This is a genomic window from Micromonospora echinospora (assembly GCF_900091495.1).
Classification (GTDB): Bacteria; Actinomycetota; Actinomycetes; order Mycobacteriales; family Micromonosporaceae; genus Micromonospora; species Micromonospora echinospora.
On record NZ_LT607413.1, the window covers coordinates 1302570 to 1318989 of the forward strand.

At 72.5% G+C, this 16420-nt stretch carries 13 protein-coding genes; 9 read left to right on the plus strand and 4 right to left on the minus strand.

Features of this window, described 5'->3' with window-relative positions; genetic code table 11:
* Nucleotides 1-5 precede the first annotated feature (5 nt).
* Nucleotides 6-1106: a DUF4349 domain-containing protein gene (locus tag GA0070618_RS05790; RefSeq protein ID WP_088980715.1), complete on the plus strand. Its 1101-nt coding sequence runs from the start codon at nucleotides 6-8 to the stop codon at nucleotides 1104-1106.
* On the opposite strand, the gene GA0070618_RS05795 is transcribed toward GA0070618_RS05790, so the two are convergent.
* Nucleotides 1081-2340, minus strand: a complete 1260-nt coding sequence (locus GA0070618_RS05795) for an amidohydrolase (protein ID WP_088980716.1) — start codon at nucleotides 2338-2340, stop codon at nucleotides 1081-1083. The two genes, GA0070618_RS05790 and GA0070618_RS05795, sit on opposite strands and share 26 nt — an antisense overlap.
* 521 nt (nucleotides 2341-2861) lie before the next feature.
* Nucleotides 2862-4445: an acyl-CoA mutase large subunit family protein gene (locus tag GA0070618_RS05800; RefSeq protein ID WP_088980717.1), complete on the minus strand. Its 1584-nt coding sequence runs from the start codon at nucleotides 4443-4445 to the stop codon at nucleotides 2862-2864.
* 207 nt (nucleotides 4446-4652) lie between these two features.
* Between GA0070618_RS05800 and GA0070618_RS05805 the strand changes: the two genes are divergently transcribed.
* Entirely contained in the window at nucleotides 4653-6854 is a 2202-nt protein-coding gene (locus GA0070618_RS05805) for a serine/threonine-protein kinase (protein ID WP_088980718.1), read from the plus strand.
* A gap of 47 nt (nucleotides 6855-6901) precedes the next feature.
* A complete protein-coding gene (locus tag GA0070618_RS05810; protein ID WP_088980719.1) occupies nucleotides 6902-8575 on the plus strand; it encodes a phospho-sugar mutase in 1674 nt (557 codons plus the stop codon).
* Between the two features lie 83 nt (nucleotides 8576-8658).
* Here the strand turns inward: GA0070618_RS05810 and GA0070618_RS05815 are convergent, their stop codons facing one another.
* Nucleotides 8659-9339 (minus strand): GOLPH3/VPS74 family protein, encoded by a 681-nt coding sequence (locus GA0070618_RS05815; RefSeq protein ID WP_088980720.1) that lies wholly within the window; start codon nucleotides 9337-9339, stop codon nucleotides 8659-8661.
* A 108-nt stretch (nucleotides 9340-9447) separates the two neighbouring features.
* On the minus strand, nucleotides 9448-10080 hold the full coding sequence (gene upp / locus GA0070618_RS05820) for a uracil phosphoribosyltransferase (RefSeq protein WP_088980721.1): 633 nt from the start codon (nucleotides 10078-10080) through the stop codon (nucleotides 9448-9450).
* 155 nt (nucleotides 10081-10235) lie between these two features.
* On the opposite strand from upp, the gene deoC reads away from it, so the two are divergent.
* The 6 genes from deoC to GA0070618_RS05850 all read left to right on the plus strand — a co-directional run bounded on the left by deoC (nucleotide 10236) and on the right by GA0070618_RS05850 (nucleotide 16419).
* On the plus strand, nucleotides 10236-11195 hold the full coding sequence (gene deoC / locus GA0070618_RS05825) for a deoxyribose-phosphate aldolase (protein WP_088980722.1): 960 nt from the start codon (nucleotides 10236-10238) through the stop codon (nucleotides 11193-11195).
* 5 nt (nucleotides 11196-11200) lie between these two features.
* Nucleotides 11201-12631 carry an aldehyde dehydrogenase family protein gene (locus GA0070618_RS05830; protein ID WP_088980723.1) on the plus strand — a complete coding sequence of 477 codons (1431 nt, stop codon included), beginning with the start codon at nucleotides 11201-11203 and terminating at the stop codon, nucleotides 12629-12631.
* Nucleotides 12624-13490 carry an aldehyde dehydrogenase family protein gene (locus GA0070618_RS05835; protein WP_088980724.1) on the plus strand — a complete coding sequence of 289 codons (867 nt, stop codon included), beginning with the start codon at nucleotides 12624-12626 and terminating at the stop codon, nucleotides 13488-13490. The genes GA0070618_RS05830 and GA0070618_RS05835 overlap by 8 nt, the downstream gene beginning before the upstream one ends.
* A gap of 200 nt (nucleotides 13491-13690) precedes the next feature.
* Complete coding sequence (locus GA0070618_RS05840; RefSeq protein ID WP_088980725.1) at nucleotides 13691-14095, plus strand: BlaI/MecI/CopY family transcriptional regulator; 405 nt, start codon at nucleotides 13691-13693, stop codon at nucleotides 14093-14095.
* 10 nt (nucleotides 14096-14105) lie between these two features.
* The gene (locus GA0070618_RS05845) at nucleotides 14106-15011 is read left to right on the plus strand and encodes a M56 family metallopeptidase (protein ID WP_088980726.1); all 906 of its coding nucleotides are present in this window, start codon (nucleotides 14106-14108) and stop codon (nucleotides 15009-15011) included.
* Between the two features lie 154 nt (nucleotides 15012-15165).
* Nucleotides 15166-16419, plus strand: coding sequence for a cytochrome ubiquinol oxidase subunit I (locus GA0070618_RS05850; RefSeq protein ID WP_088980727.1), 1254 nt, complete (start codon nucleotides 15166-15168; stop codon nucleotides 16417-16419).
* Nucleotide 16420 lies beyond the last annotated feature (1 nt).

The window sequence follows — 16420 nt, forward strand, 5'->3', positions numbered from 1 at the left end:
AAACAATGGTGGATAACGGACGACGGCGGTGGGGCGCACCGCTGGTGGCTCTCGGCCTGGTGGCACTGGTCGCTGTCGGCGGATGCTCGGCCGACCGGGGCAGCGACAGCGAGCGGGCCGCCTCGGACAACGCGGCTGGCGGTGCCCCGGCGCCGGCGGCACCGGAGGCGGGCCGGGACGCCGCCGGATCGGACGCCGCGCCGGGCGGAGCCGGAGGCGTGGACCTGCGGGTGGACCAACGCGCCATCGTCTACACCGGATCGGTACGGGTGCAGGTCGACGATGTCGACCGGGCCGCCCAGGACACCGTCGCGCTGGTCACCGCGGCCGGCGGCTTCGTCGGTGGGGACGAGCGGCGCGGGGTCGACGAGGACGCCCGCGCCCAGTTGGAGTTGCGGGTGCCGGCGGCGCGGTTCACCGGGGTGGTCGACGGGATCGCCAAGCTGGGCGAGCAGCAGTGGCGGGAGATCCGCACCGAGGACGTGACCGAGCAGACGGTCGACCTGGACGCGCGGATCACCACGCAGCGGGCCCGCGTGGAGAGCGCCCGCCGGCTGCTGGCCCGGGCCTCCTCGATCAGCGACCTGGTCCAGTTGGAGAACGAACTGGGCCGGCGGGAGGCCGACCTCGCCTCGCTGGAGGCGAAGAAGCGCCGGCTGGCCGACCTGACCGCGCTCTCCACCATCAACGTCTCGCTGGTCACCGAGAACACCCGGACCAGCGACACGGACGAGACCGGTTTCCTGGCCGGGCTCGCCAGTGGCTGGCGGACCTTCCTGGACTCGGTGACCGTCCTGGTCACCGTGCTCGGCGCGCTGCTGCCGTGGCTGGTCGTACTCGCCGTACCGGTGGTGCTGGTCTGGCGGTTGGCGCGTCGACGGCGTCAGCGGCGTGGCGCGCAGGTCGTTCCCGGCGCTCCGGCGTACCCGATGATGCCCGGCCCGGTGCCCGCCGGGGTCGGTGCCGCGCCACGGCCGGCGCCGCCCGCCCAGCGGTCGCCCGGGAGCGGCACGTCACCCCGGCCGGCGACGCCCGCCCCGCCGTCGACCGGAGGCGGTACGCCGCCGTCGCCGGGTGGGGTCAGCGAGTCTCCGCCAGCGCCCTGAGCGCGGTCTGCACCATGAGCCGGACGCCGACCGCGATGGCCCGCTCGTCCACGTCGAACGAGGGGCGGTGCAGGTCGAGGCTGGGCCCGGACCGGCCGACCCCGAGCCGGGCCAGCGCGCCGGGGACGTATTCCAGGTACCAGGAGAAGTCCTCGCCGCCCATGCTCTGCGGCGTCTCGGCGACCCCGTCGGGGCCGAGCGCGGTGACCGTGGCGGCGGTGAGCACCTGGATCGCCCGCGCGTCGTTGCTGACCGGCGGGCGTCCCCGCAGGTACTCCAGGTCGACCGTGGCGCCGGTGGGGGCGAGGACGTCCCGGACCACCTGGCCCACGATCTTCGGCGCCTCCTCCCAGGCCTCCCGGGTCATGGCGCGCAGGGTGCCGGAGGCGACCGCCTCGGACGGGATGACGTTGTAGCGGGTGCCGGCCGAGGCCTGCCCGAACACCAGCAGCAGGCCGCTGTTGGCCGGCACCCGGCGGCTGACCAGCGCCGGGACCTCGGTGACCAGCCGACCGAGGGCGTCGACCATGTCGACGGTGAGGTGGGGCCGGGCGGTGTGACCGCCCGGCCCGCTCAGCCGGACGGTGACGTTGTCGGCGGCGGCGGTGATCGGACCGACCCGCAGGCCGATCTTGCCGACCGGCAGGTTGGGGTCGCAGTGCAGGGCGAAGATCCGGGTCACGTCCTCCAGCCCGCCGGCCTCGATGACCTCCAGCGAGCCGCAGGGCAGGATCTCCTCGGCCGGCTGGAAGATCAGCCGGACCCGGCCGGGCAGTTCGCCGAGGTCGGCGAGCTGGGCGAGGAGCATGCCGACGCCGAGCAGCACGGTGGTGTGCACGTCGTGTCCGCAGGCGTGGCAGACCCCGTCGACCGTGGAGCGGTACGGCACGTCCTTCACGTCGGTCAGCGGCAGCGCGTCGATGTCGGCGCGCAGCGCGACCACCGGGCCGTCCGGGCGTCCGTCGATGTCGCAGATCACCCCGTTGCCCTTGGGCAGCATGCGGGGTTGCAGCCCGGCCAGGGAGAGTTCCCGGGCGATCAGCGCGGCCGTCTCGAACTCCTCACCGGAGAGTTCCGGGTGCGAGTGGAGGTGCCGACGGGTGGCGATGAGGCCGGGTGTCCGGAGCGCGAGCAGATGGTCGAGCTCGAACGGCAGGGGTTGGGATCCCGGCGGCGCCTCGTGCCAGGACGACGCCAGGTGGCTGCCGTTGGGCAGCGTCAACGCACTCGTCACGTCGATTTCTCGATCACTGTGGATGGGATGGGACTCGGACAGCCTAGACCTTCGACGGTGACGCTGCGCAACTTCGTTACGGTGATCGTCAGTGCGCGCAGCGTCACGAAAAGCCTGGTGGGAGCGCTCGCAGACCTGCGGGACAGCAGGTAGATCACCCTCGGGAGCCTCCATCCGCCCCACACCTCCTACACCCCGTAACCGTCTGTCAACCGACGACGAGCGCGTCGACCAACAAACCATTGCTCCCGAATTGTCGCATTGGCCGGTTCCGGAACGACGCCTCCGACAAGGACCCGACACCGGGACTTCCCGGCACCCGGGAAGCTCCGGACGCGAGGCAGATCCCGACGATCCCACCAACGGACGGTGCCCCACCACACATCCTGTCCGTTCCCGTCACCGGGTGGGATTACCCGTCCCGTCCGTAACACTCACCCGTCCAGTGCGGTTTCGACGCGCGACGACATCCGCCGCCCCGGAGGCCGGGGCGGCGGACGAGGAAAGCGGCGCGGTGGGGGTCAGAAGCGGTCGCTGGGCCGGTACGTCCCCCAGACCTCGCGCAGCGTCCCGCAGACCTCGCCGACCGTGGCCCGGGACCGCAGCGCCTCACGCATCGGATGGAGCACGTTCTGCGTGCCCTCGGCGGCGGCGCGCAGGTCGGCCAGGGCCCGCTCGACGGCGCCGGCGTCCCGCGAGCGCCGCAGCGTCGCCAGCCGCTCGGCCTGGGCCGCCTCGATCGCCGGGTCCACCCGCAGCGGCTCGTACGGCTCCTCCTCGTCGATCCGGAACCGGTTGAGGCCCACCACCACCCGCTCACCGGAGTCGATCTCCTGCGCCATCCGGTACGCGGACTGCTCGATCTCCCGCTTCTGGAATCCGGCCTCGATCGCGTCCACCACCGAGCCGTGGTCGGCGACCCGGGTCATCAGTTCGTCGACCGCCGCCTCGATCTCGGCGGTCATCGCCTCCACCACGTACGACCCGGCGAACGGGTCGACGGTCGCGGTCAGGTCCGACTCGTACGCCAGCACCTGCTGGGTACGCAGGGCGAGCCGGGCGGCCTTCTCGGTGGGCAGCGCGATCGCCTCGTCGAAACTGTTGGTGTGCAGCGACTGGGTGCCGCCGAGCACCGCGCCGAGCCCCTGGATCGCCACCCGGACCAGGTTCACCTCGGGTTGCTGGGCGGTGAGCTGCACGCCGGCGGTCTGGGTGTGGAAGCGCAGCATCATCGACTTCGGGTTCTTCGCGCCGAACTCGTCGCGCATCAGCCGGGCCCAGATCCGCCGGGCGGCGCGGAACTTGGCGACCTCCTCCAGCAGGGTCGTGCGGGCCACGAAGAAGAACGACAGCCGGGGGGCGAAGTCGTCCACGGCCAGCCCGGCGGCGAGCGCGGCACGGACGTACTCCACCCCGTTGGCCAGCGTGAACGCGATCTCCTGCACGGGCGTCGCGCCGGCCTCGGCCATGTGGTAGCCGGAGATGGAGATGGTGTTCCACTTGGGCACCTCCGCACGGCAGTACGCGAAGGTGTCGGCCACCAGCCGCAGCGAGGGCTTCGGCGGGAAGATGTACGTGCCCCGGGCGATGTACTCCTTGAGGATGTCGTTCTGGATGGTGCCGTTGAGCGCCTCGCCGGCGACCCCGGTCTCCTCGGCCACGAGCTGGTAGAGCAGGAGCAGCACCGAGCCCGGCGCGTTGATCGTCATCGAGGTCGAGACCTTGTCCAGCGGAATGCCGTCGAAGAGGGTCCGCATGTCCTCGATGGAGTCGATCGCCACCCCGACCTTGCCGACCTCACCGTGCGCGATCGGGTCGTCGGAGTCGTACCCCATCTGGGTGGGCAGGTCGAAGGCGACCGAGAGGCCCATCGTGCCGGCGCGCAGGAGCTGGTGGTAGCGGGCGTTCGACTCGGCGGCGGTGCCGAAGCCCGCGTACTGCCGCATGGTCCACGGACGCGAGGTGTACATCGTCGGGTAGACCCCGCGGGTGTACGGGAACCCGCCCGGTTCACCGAGGCGGGCGTCCAGGTCTTCGGGAAGGTCGGCCGCCGTGTAGACGTCCTTGATCGGGAAGCCGGACTCGCTTGACCGCCGTTCGCTCATCCCCGGATGGTAGGACGCGCAGCTCGACCCGCGGATGAGGGATAGCGCACACCCCGGTGGACGAGCCCGGACGGGCGGCCCCGGGAGCAGCACGTATGGTCGACGGTGAAAGAACGCCCGCCGCGTCGGCTTTCGCATCGGGTGTCGGAACCCGCAAGATAGAGGGGTTGTGTCCCAGCCCCCTCGATTTACTCCGGTGGCTTTTCTGTGACTCAGATCCCGACGTGGAGCGGCGGACCGGCCAGTCCTCCCAGCGGCCGCGCAGCCCCCGGCACCACCATAGGTGGTCGCTACGAGCTGCGCTCCCCGGTGGGTAACGGTGGCATGGGCACGGTCTGGCGGGCCACAGACACCCTTCTCCGACGTGACGTGGCGGTCAAGGAGGTCGTCCTCCCGCCGGGCCTCGCGCCCAGCGACCGCGACGCGATGTACGAACGCACACTCCGGGAGGCGCGCGCCGCCGCAGCCATCCAGCACCCTGCCGTGGTGCAGGTCTACGACGTGGTCACCGAGGGCGGCCGGCCGTGGATCGTGATGGAGCTGCTCGACGCCCGCAGCCTGGCCGACATGGTCATCGAGGACGGTCCGGTCGCCCCGCGCGCGGTCGCCAAGATCGGCATCGCGCTGCTCGGCGCACTGGAGGTGGCGCACGCGATGAGCGTGCTGCACCGGGACGTGAAGCCGGCCAACGTGCTGATCTGCACCGACGGTCGCTGCGTGCTCACCGACTTCGGCGTCGCCCGGATGCCCACCGACGTCCAGCTCACCACCCCGGGGATGGTGCTCGGCTCACCACACTTCATCTCCCCCGAACGGGCCATGGGGCAGGACTTCGGTCCCCCCAGCGACCTGTTCTCGCTGGGCGTGACCCTCTACACGGCGGTCGAGGGGCGACCCCCCTTCGACAAGGGCGACCCGATCGAGACGATGCACTCGGTCGTCGAGGACGAGCCGGCCACGCCGATCCGCAGCGGGCCGCTGACCCGGGTGCTGATGGGGCTGCTGGAGAAGGATCCGGCCCGCCGCTTCGACGTGCACACCTCCCGGGCCATGCTGCGGGAACTGCTCGCCGGCCCGCTGGCGAGCAACGCGGCGGCGGTCAACTCGGTCACCGACCCGTACGCGGTGGTGCCGGTGCAGCGGCCCGCCACGCCGCCCCCGGTCCCGGTGGAGGCCGAGGAGCCGAAGCCGACCGGCCAGATCGGCGGCCGGGCGATGCTCGCGCCCGGCGAGTCCCTGACCGACCGGCTCGCCGCGCTGCGGCGGGGCGAGACGCCGCAGGGGGTCACCCCGAAGCCGGCCGCCGCGCTCGACGACACCAGCGCGGACGCGCTCGCCGGGCCGCTGCACACCCCGACCGGCGCGATGCCGGCGCCCAGCGCACACGCCGACCGGCCGGGCACCACCTACGGCACGCGCGCCGACGCCGGTCCGGCGACCACCGACGCCCCGCCGCCGGCCGTCCGGGAGGACACCGCGCCCACGGTCAACCTCGGGCGTGCGCCCGGGGCCAAGGGCGGCTTCGGAGCCGACCCGACCGTCGCGCTCGGCCGGCAGACCGAGACGCCCCGCCCGGTCACCTACGGCCGGTCGGCGGACGCCACCCAGCAGGTGCCGGCGGGTCGTCCGCCGGAGTCCACCGCGCGCCTGGGCTCGCCGTACGGCTCCACCTACGGCGCACCGGCCGGTAACCAGTGGTCGGTGCCGGGCACCGGCCAGCCGTGGGCCGTGCCGGCCGCCACCGGGCCGTCCGCCGTCCCCGCTGCTGGCGGCGACGGCCGGAGCGGCGGCGTCGGACGGGTGCTGGACCAGGTCCGCCGCTGGCCCCGCAAGGTGCAGCTCGCCGCCGCCGGTGGACTGGCCGTGGTGCTGCTGATCGGCCTGGTCGCCATGTTCAGCGGCGACGACCCGGAGCCACCGACCACGCCGCAGGCCCAGCCGAGCGCCTCCGAGCCGGCCGCGCCCGCCCTCGATTTTCAGGAGCACTCGGCGCGCGGCGTCACGATGATGGTGCCCAAGGGCTGGACCCGGGCCAGCGGCGGCAGCTACACCGACTACACCGACCCGGAGGACAGCGGCCGACGGGTCCGCATCATCATCGAGCCGTTCCGGACCACCTCGATGCGGTGGGCGGAGGTCGCCGCGGACGGTCTGCGCACCCGGGACTCCTGCGCCAAGCCGTACAACCAGCTCGCCCTGGAGGAGCAGGAACTGGCCGGCAAGCCGGCCGCCCAGCTCGAGTACACCTGCGGCGAGGGCGACGGCATGCGGCACGGGGTGTGGCGCGGCGTCGTGCACGACGGCAAGGCGTACTCCTTCTACCTGACCGCAAACGACTCCCGCTTCGCCGAGAGCAAGCCGATCTTCGACGAGATGGTGAAGTCGTTCCAACTGAGCAGCGCCGGCTGAGTCGAACCGACAGGACGTGGTGATCCGCCGCCGTGCTATCAAGAGGCATGGCGGCGGATCTCACTGACACCATCGACGACCTTCGCGAGCGCGCCCGGCGCTGGCTCGACGACGACCCCGACCCGGCCAGCCGGGAAGAACTCCAGGCGGTGCTCGACCGGCTCCCGGAGAGCGGCCCCGAGCTGGCCGACCGGTTCGCCGGGCCGCTGACCTTCGGCACCGCCGGGCTGCGCGGTCCGCTGCGCGCCGGCCCGAACGGGATGAACCTCGCGGTGGTCACCCAGGCTGCGGCCGGGCTGGTCACCTGGCTCGCCGCCGAGGGCGCCACCGGCCCCCTGGTGATCGGGTACGACGCCCGGCGCGGCTCCAAGGAGTTCGCCGAGCGCACCGCCGAGGTCGCCACCGGAGCGGGTCGCGCCGCGATGCTCCTGCCCCGACCGTTGCCCACCCCCGTGCTCGCGTACGCCGTCCGCCACCTCGACGCAGCGGCCGGGGTGATGGTCACCGCCAGCCACAACCCGCCCGAGGACAACGGATACAAGGTCTACCTCGGCGCGCGGCTCGGCGGGGAGACCGGCGCGGGCGCGCAGATCGTGCCGCCCGCCGACCGGGGCATCGAGGCGGCGATCCGCGCGGTCGGACCGCTCGCCGAGGTGCCGCTCGGACCGCCCGGCGAGGTGCTCGGCGACGACCTGGCCGTCGCGTACGTCAAGCAGGCGGCGGAGGTGGTCGACCCAAACGGCCCCCGGGGCCTGAGGGTCGCGTACACGCCCCTGCACGGGGTGGGCGCGGCGGTGCTCACCGCCGCCTTCAGCCGGGCCGGTTTCGGCGTGCCCGGGGTGGTACCCGACCAGGCCGAGCCGGACGGAACCTTCCCGACCGTCTCCTTCCCCAACCCGGAGGAGCCGGGCGCGGTGGACCGGCTGGTCGCGCTCGCCGAGTCGACCCGGGCGGACCTGGCCATCGCCAACGACCCGGACGCCGACCGGTGCGCCGTGGTCGTCCCGGACCCCGCCGCCGGCGGGTGGCGGATGCTGCGCGGGGACGAGGTCGGCGTGCTCCTCGCCGACCACCTCATGCGCCGGGGTGTCCGTGGCCTGTACGCCACGACGATCGTGTCGTCCGCGCTGCTGCGGGCCATGTGCACGGCCCGGGACCTGCCGTACGACGAGACGCTGACCGGGTTCAAGTGGATCGTCCGGGCCGGCGACGGCAGCGCGCCGCTGGTCTTCGGGTACGAGGAGGCGCTCGGTTACTGCGTCGCGCCGGAACACGTCCGGGACAAGGACGGCATCACCGCCGCGCTGACCGTCGCCGAACTGGCCGCCGGCCTGAAGGCCGAGGGCCGGACCCTCACCGACCGGCTGGACGAACTGGCCGCCGAGTTCGGTGTGCACCACACTGACCAGTACAGCGTCCGGGTGACCGACCTGCGGCTGATCGCCGACGCGATGGCCCGGGTCCGGGCCGCCACCCCGACGACGCTGCTCGGCCGTCCGGTCACCGAGACCCGGGACCTGCTCCCCGAGGCCGACGTGGTGATCCTGCGGACCGACACCGCCCGGGTGGTGATCCGGCCCTCCGGCACCGAGCCGAAGCTCAAGGCGTACCTGGAGGTCGTGCAGCCGGTCGCGGAGGGCGACGTCGCTGCGGCGCGGGAGCGGGCCGGCACCGCCGTCGCCGCCCTGCGCACCGAGATCGCCGCCGCGCTCGGCCTGTAGGCAACGTCCGGCCTCCTGGCGTCGCGGTGCCAGACACCGCGACGCCGGACCGGGGGCGATGACCGCGGGCGGACAGACGGGGGTCAGGCGCGCTTGCCGAGCGCCTGGTCGACGGCCTGGCCGAGGGCGGCGATGACCAGCGCCACCGACGGACGGACGACGGAGTCGTCCATGCCCACGGTGCCGGAGAAGCCGGCCCCACCGGCGATCTCCTCCAGCCGGCGGTGGGCGTCGGCGGCGGCCTCCCCGGTCAGCCCGAGGACGTACTCCATCCGCACCGCGCAGACCAGGGTGGCCAGGGCGGCGGTCCGCTCGTCCGGCACCGGGCCACCGGTGAGCGCCTCGGCGAGGCGGCGGCGGGTGTCCTGCTCCACCGACGGGTCGACCATCGGGTAGCGGTGGACGTGGATGAAACCCAGCTCGGTCTCGTCGACGTCCCGCACGACCCCGCGCCCGCAGAGATCCCCGAGGATCCGGTCGCGCAGACCGTGGCGGAGCCGCTGCACCCAGGAGGAGGGGCTGCGGGGGCTGTCGTCGGCGGCGATCCGCGCCAGCACGTCGTCGATGATCGGCTCACCGGTCGGGGACGGGTCGGCCACCACCAGGGAGCCGTCGGAGTAGGCGATCCGGCCGGCGAGGGCGAGTTCCACCAGGACCGCGGCGGCCATGCCGAGGTCCAGGCTGATCCGCGGCATCGTCGCCTTGCCGGTTTCGTCGTCGTACGCGAGGAGCAGCAGCTCTTCGGCAAGCGCAACACCAGTCATGGCCCGAGACGGTAGCGGGTGCACACCGCCTCCCGCACCCGTCTGGCGCGAGCCGTCGCCCGGATGCCCGTACCGGGCGACGGAACCGCTGGTCAACGGGGTCGCCGACTAGAAGCGGGGCATCCCGCCGAACTGCCGGTCGCCGGCGTCCCCGAGCCCGGGCACGATGAACATCTGGTCGTTCAACCCCTTGTCGATCGAGGCGGTGACCAGACGCAGGGGCAGGCCGGACCGTTCCAGCCGCTCGATGCCCGCCGGCGCGGCCAGCACGCAGAGCACGGTGATGTCGGTGCAGCCCCGGTCGGCGAGCAGCCGGCAGCAGTGCTCCAGCGAGCCGCCGGTGGCGAGCATCGGGTCGAGCACCAGCACCGGCAGCCCGGCCAGGTCGCGCGGGAGCGACTCCATGTACGCGCGGGGCTCGTACGTCTCCTCGTCGCGAGCAAGCCCGACGAAGCCCATCGAGGACTCCGGCAGCAGACCGAGCGCGGCGTCGGCCATCCCCAGGCCGGCCCGGAGCACCGGCACCAGCAGCGGCGGGTTGGCCAGCCGGGTGCCCTCGGTGTCGGTGACCGGCGTGCTCACCGGGTACTTCTCCACCGGGAAGGAGCGCGCGGCCTCGTACACCAGCATGGTGGTGAGTTCGTGCAGCGCCGCCCGGAACGTGGAGGAGTCGGTGCGGGCGTCGCGCATCGCGGTGAGTCGCGACTGGGCGAGCGGATGGTCGATCACGTGTACGTCCACGGTCGTCCAACCTACCGAACTCCGCTGCGGACGGGCACCGGCCCGGCAGAGCCGACCAGCGCTTTCGCGGCCGTGCCCGGCCCGCTCCCCCGGTCCGGGCAGCCGGGGCACGTGATGAGGATCACCGATGTCTTGGGATGCGTAGACTTCCCGGCATGACGGCGACAACGACGTCGGCCCGGTCGGACCTCTCCGAGCTGGGACGATCCGAGACCGCTCTGCGGACCTTCCTGCACGGCCTGCCGGGCGTGGACCAGGTCGGCGCGGAGCAGCGGGCGGCCCAGCTCGGCACCCGCTCCATCAAGACCACGGCCAAGGCCCAGGCGATCGACCTGGCCATCCGCATGGTCGACCTGACCACCCTGGAGGGAGCGGACACCCCGGGCAAGGTACGGGCGCTGGCCGCCAAGGCGCTGCGCCCCGACCCGGCGGACCCGTCCTGCCCGCACGTCGGCGCGGTCTGCGTCTACCCGGCGATGGTTCCGTACGTGGCCGAGGTGCTGCGCGGCAGCGACGTGCACCTGGCGAGCGTGGCGACCGCGTTCCCGTCCGGGCAGGCCCCGCTGGAGGTCAAGCTCGCCGACACCCGGGCCGCCGTCACGGCCGGCGCGGACGAGATCGACATGGTGATCAGCCGGGGCGACTTCCTCTCCGGCCGGTACCGGGCCGTCTACGACGAGATCGTGGCGGTCAAGGAGGCCTGCGGCGAGGCCCACCTCAAGGTCATCCTGGAGACCGGCGAGCTGGTCACCTACGACAACGTGCGGCGGGCGTCCTGGCTGGCGATGCTGGCCGGCGGCGACTTCATCAAGACCTCCACCGGCAAGGTCCCGTCGGCGGCCACCCTGCCGGTGACGCTGGTGATGCTGGAGGCGGTCCGCGACTTCCGGGCCGCCACCGGGCGGCAGGTCGGCGTGAAGCCGGCCGGCGGCATCAAGACCACCAAGGACGCCATCAAGTACCTCGTCATGGTCAACGAGACCGTCGGCGCGGACTGGCTCGACCCGGACTGGTTCCGGTTCGGCGCGTCCAGCCTCCTCAACGACCTGCTCATGCAGCGCACCAAGCTGACGACCGGCGTCTACTCCGGTCCCGACTACTTCACCCTGGACTAGGAGCGATGTTCGAATACGCACCCGCCCCCGAGTCCCGCTCGGTGGTGGACATCAAGGCCTCGTACGGGCTCTTCGTCGACGGTGAGTTCGTCGACCCGGCCGACGGCGGCAGCCTCAAGTCGATCAACCCGGCCTCGGAGGAGGTCCTGGCCGAGGTCGCCGAGGGCGGCACGGCGGACGTGGACCGCGCGGTCCGGGCCGCGCGGAAGGCGTACGAGAAGGTCTGGGGTCCGATGTCGGGTCGGGACCGGGCGAAGTACCTGTTCCGGATCGCCCGGATCATCCAGGAGCGCTCCCGCGAGCTGGCGGTGCTGGAGTCGCTGGACAACGGCAAGCCGATCAAGGAGTCCCGGGACGTCGACCTGCCGCTGGTCGCCGCGCACTTCTTCTACTACGCCGGCTGGGCCGACAAGCTGCCGTACGCCGGCTTCGGCCCGAACCCGCAGCCGCTCGGCGTGGCCGCCCAGGTCATCCCGTGGAACTTCCCGCTGCTCATGCTGGCCTGGAAGATCGCCCCGGCGCTGGCCGCCGGCAACACGGTGGTGCTGAAGCCGGCCGAGACCACCCCGCTGACCGCGCTGGTCTTCGCCGAGATCTGCCAGCAGGCCGACCTGCCGCCCGGCGTGGTCAACATCGTCACCGGGGCCGGCGAGACCGGCCGCGCGCTGGTCGAGCACCCCGGCGCCGACAAGGTCGCCTTCACCGGCTCCACCGAGGTCGGCCGGGCCATCGCCCGCGCGGTGGCCGGCACCCGCAAGAAGCTCACCCTGGAGCTGGGCGGCAAGGCGGCGAACATCGTCTTCGACGACGCCCCGGTCGACCAGGCGGTCGAGGGGATCGTCAACGGCATCTTCTTCAACCAGGGGCATGTCTGCTGCGCCGGTTCCCGGCTGTTGCTCCAGGAATCGGTCGCCGAGCCGGTCCTGGAGTCGCTGAAGCGGCGGATGGCGCAGCTCCGCGTCGGTGACCCACTGGACAAGAACACCGACATCGGTGCGATCAACTCGGCCGCTCAGCTGGCCCGGATCACCGAGCTGTCCGACGCCGGCGCGGCCGAGGGCGCCGAGCGCTGGTCGCCCGCGTGCGAGCTGCCCGAGCGGGGCTTCTGGTTCGCCCCGACCATCTTCACCGGGGTCACCCAGGCACACCGGATCGCCCGGGAGGAGATCTTCGGCCCGGTGCTGTCCGTGCTGACCTTCCGCACCCCGGCCGAGGCCGTCGAGAAGGCCAACAACACGCCGTACGGGCTGTCGGCCGGGATCTGGACCGAGAAGGGCTCCCGGATCCTGTGGATGGCCGACCGGCTGCGCGCCGGGGTGGTCTGGGCCAACACGTTCAACAAGTTCGACCCGACCTCGCCGTTCGGCGGCTACAAGGAGTCGGGCTACGGCCGCGAGGGCGGCCGGCACGGGCTGGAGGCGTACCTCAATGTCTGACAGGTCGGGTGCGAAGGCCAAGGCGAAGCCGCCAGCGCCGCAGCGGGTCACGGTACGCAAGACGTACAAGCTCTTCATCGGCGGGAAGTTCCCCCGCAGCGAGTCGGGACGGTCGTATCCGGTGCAGAACGCCAATGTCGCCCTCTCCTCCCGCAAGGACGTCCGGGACGCGGTGGTCGCCGCCCGCGCCGCCGTGAAGGGCTGGTCCGGTGCGACCGCGTACAACCGGGGGCAGATCCTCTACCGGGTCGCCGAGATGCTGGAGGGGCGGCGCGAGCAGTTCGTCGCGCTCGGCGTGCCGGGCGACGAGGTGGACGCGGCCACCGACCGCTGGGTCTGGTACGCCGGCTGGTCCGACAAGCTCCCCCAGGTGTACGGCGGCGCGAACCCGGTCGCCGGGCCGTACTTCAACCTCTCCGCGCCGGAGCCGACCGGCGTGGTCGGCGTGGTGGCCCCGGAGCGGCCGGCGCTGCTCGGCCTGGTCAGCGTGATCGCCCCGGCGATCGTCACCGGCAACACGGTGGTGGTGCTCGCCTCGCCGACCGAGCCGCTGGCCGCGATCACCCTGGCCGAGGTGCTCGCCACCTCCGACCTGCCCGGTGGGGTGGTCAACCTGCTCACCGGTCGGGTCGCCGAGACGGCACCGCCGCTCGCCGGTCACATGGACGTCAACGCGTTGGACCTGACCGGTGTCGCCGACTCCGAGCTGGCCGCCGAGCTGGAGGTCGCCGCCGCGCAGAACCTCAAGCGTGTCCTGCGGCCGGCGTCGCCCGACCACGACTGGTCCACCGATCCCGGTCTGACCCGGATGACCAGCCTGTTGGAGACGAAGACCGTGTGGCATCCCAAGGGGGTGTGAGTCGCGGGTTCGTCCGGGTCTGGGTTTCCGGGGTCGCGCGCGGGTTTCCGGGGGAGCCCGCCCACTCCGGGCGGTCAGGCTTGGTCCCTGCGTGGGCAGGCTCCCCCGGAAACCTGTTCCGGTTGCGGTCCGCTGGGGGTGAACGGGCTCCGGGGTGCTGCCGTGGGGAGGGGTTCTACTACGGGGGGTAGGATTGGGGCGTGACGCGGCTGGGGGACCTTGAGCGGGCGGTGATGGACGTGCTGTGGGACGGCGCGTCCGGCGACACCGGGGGCGGGGTGACCGTCCGCGAGGTGGCCGACGCGCTGGCCGGACGCGAGCTGGCGTACACCACGGTGATGACCGTGCTGGACCGGCTCGCGGGCAAGGGCATGGTGGAACGCGAGCGGGAGGGCCGGGCCTGGCGCTACCGGGCGGCGGCCACCCGCGAGGCGCACATCGCCCAGCTCATGCTCGACGCGCTCGACCTCGGCGGCAGCCGGGACGCGGCCCTGGTGCGCTTCGCCCGGTCCGTCACCGGCACCGAGGCGGACGTGCTCCGGGCCGCCCTGAACGCGCAGGCGACGCGGGCGGCGGTCCCGGTCGACGAGGGCCCGGACCGGTAGGGCGCGGGCCGTGGCGTACGCGCTGCACTTCGCCGTGACGGTGCTGGCCTGCTGGCTGACCGCCCAGGTGCTCGCCGCCGCCACCTGGCCGGGGCGCAGCCCCCGGGTGGCGATCCTCTGCTGGCAGGGGGTCGGGCTGGCGCTCGGCCTCTCCGCGATGGGGGTGCCGATCGCCCTCGGGCTGGCGCCGTACGACCTGCCGACCGGCAGCGCGCTGCTGGCCCTCGCCGACGACCTGGTCCACGACACCCTGCCGCCCGGCCTGGGGGTGCTCCACCTGGCGGGGGTCGGCATCGGGTTCGGCATCGGCACGATGCTGCTGGCCACCACCTTCCGCAGCATCCTCGGCACGGTACGCGCCCAGCGCCGGCACCGGGAGCTGCTCACCCTGGTCGCCCGGGACGATCCGGCGGCCCCCGGCGCGCTGGTGCTCGACCATCCGTGCGCGGCGGCGTACTGCCTGCCCGGGATGCGGCCCCGGGTGGTGGTCAGTGCCGGAACCCTCGACCTGCTGGACCACGCCGAGCTGGCTGCCGTGCTCGCCCACGAGCGGGCACACGCGCAGGAGCGGCACGACCTGGTGCTGCTGCCGTTCACCGCGCTGTGCCGGGCGCTGCCCTGGTTCGGCTGGGTGCGCGCGGCGCACGAGCGGGTGGCGCTGCTGGTCGAGATGCGCGCCGACGACAAGGCCCGCCAGGCACACGCCGAGGCACCGCTGGCCGGCGCGCTGCGCCGGTTCGCCGCCGCCGGCAACCGGGTCACCCCGGCCGGCGCGCTCGGGCTCGGTGACCGTGACCTCGACCTGCGGGTACGCCGCCTGCTGGTCGCCGAACGGCCGCCCCGGGTCCTCGGGGCCACGGTGCTCGCCCTGACCACCACGCTGGCCGCGCTGCCGATCAGCCTCTTCCTGAGCTGACGTCGGTCGGGGGCGATCCTCCCGGCATGGACCGGTGTCGAACCGATCCCGCGACACGCCAAAGTACTACGACAAGTAGTAAAGATGTGGATGAGTAGGCTAACTACCTGTAGGCTGCCGGCAAAATGCGACTCCCCCCATTGGAGAGCCGGCCATGGATCCGCTCCTGTTAGCCCGCCTGCAGTTCGCCACCACGACCTCGATCCACTTCCTCTTCGTCCTCGTGACACTCGGCCTGATCACGTTACTCGTCTATCTCCAGACGGCGTGGGTGGTCACCAAGAAGCCGGTGTACGAGCGACTCACCCGCTTCTGGGGCACGCTCTACGTGATCAACTACGTGCTCGGCATCGCCGCCGGCGTGGTCATGGAGTTCCAGTTCGGACTCAACTGGAGCGGCCTGTCGAAGTACGTCGGCAACGTCTTCGGCGCCCCGCTGGCGATCGAGACGCTGACCGCGTTCTTCCTGGAGTCCACCTTCCTCGGCATGTGGATCTTCGGGTGGCACCGGCTGCGCCGGGGCGTCCACCTGGCGCTGCTGTGGGGCGTCGCGCTGACCGCGTACATCTCGGCTTTCTGGATCATGGCCGGCAACGCCTGGATGCAGAACCCGGTCGGGTACGAGATGCGCGACGGCATCGCCCACCTCACCGAGTTCTCCGCCCTGGTGACCAACCCCGCCTTCCGGATGGCGTTCGTGCACACGATGCTCGCCGCGCTGGTCACCGGCGGCATCCTGATGGCCTCGATCAGCTCCTGGCACCTGATCCGGCGCACCGCCGACTTCGAGCTGTTCCGCAAGTCGCTGCGGATCGGCCTGGTCACCGCCGCGCTCACCGTCGGCCCGCTGCTGCACTTCGGCTTCATCCAGCTCGCCGACATGGCTCCGCTCCAGCCGACCAAGTACGGCACCCCGGAGGAGAAGGAAGCCAAAATTGCCGAGCTGACCACCGCCTTCGGTCCCGGCGACTACGAACCGCCGACCATCTTCCTGAGCAGCCTCAGTTTCATGTTCATCATCGGCTTCCTGCTGGTGCTGATCTGCCTCCAGTTCGTGCTGCTCCCCAAGGACCTGCTCATCCGGCTCCGCTTCCCGCTCTGGATCCTGCTGTTCGCCCTGCCGCTGCCCTTCGTCGCGGCCATCCTCGGCTGGATCACCCGCGAGGTGGGCCGCCAGCCCTGGGCCGTCTACGGGCTGCTCCGGGTGGAGGACGCGGTCTCACCGGTCAGTGGCGGTGTGATGTTCACCTCGTTCCTCGGCTTCACCCTGCTTCTCGGCACCCTCGCGATCACCAACTGGGTGCTGATCGCCAAGCACGCCGCGCGGGGCGCGCACGACGACCTCGCCCTCGGCCGGCCGCCCGAGCAGGAGCCCGCCGACGACCGCCCCGACCCCGCCTTCGTCTGAG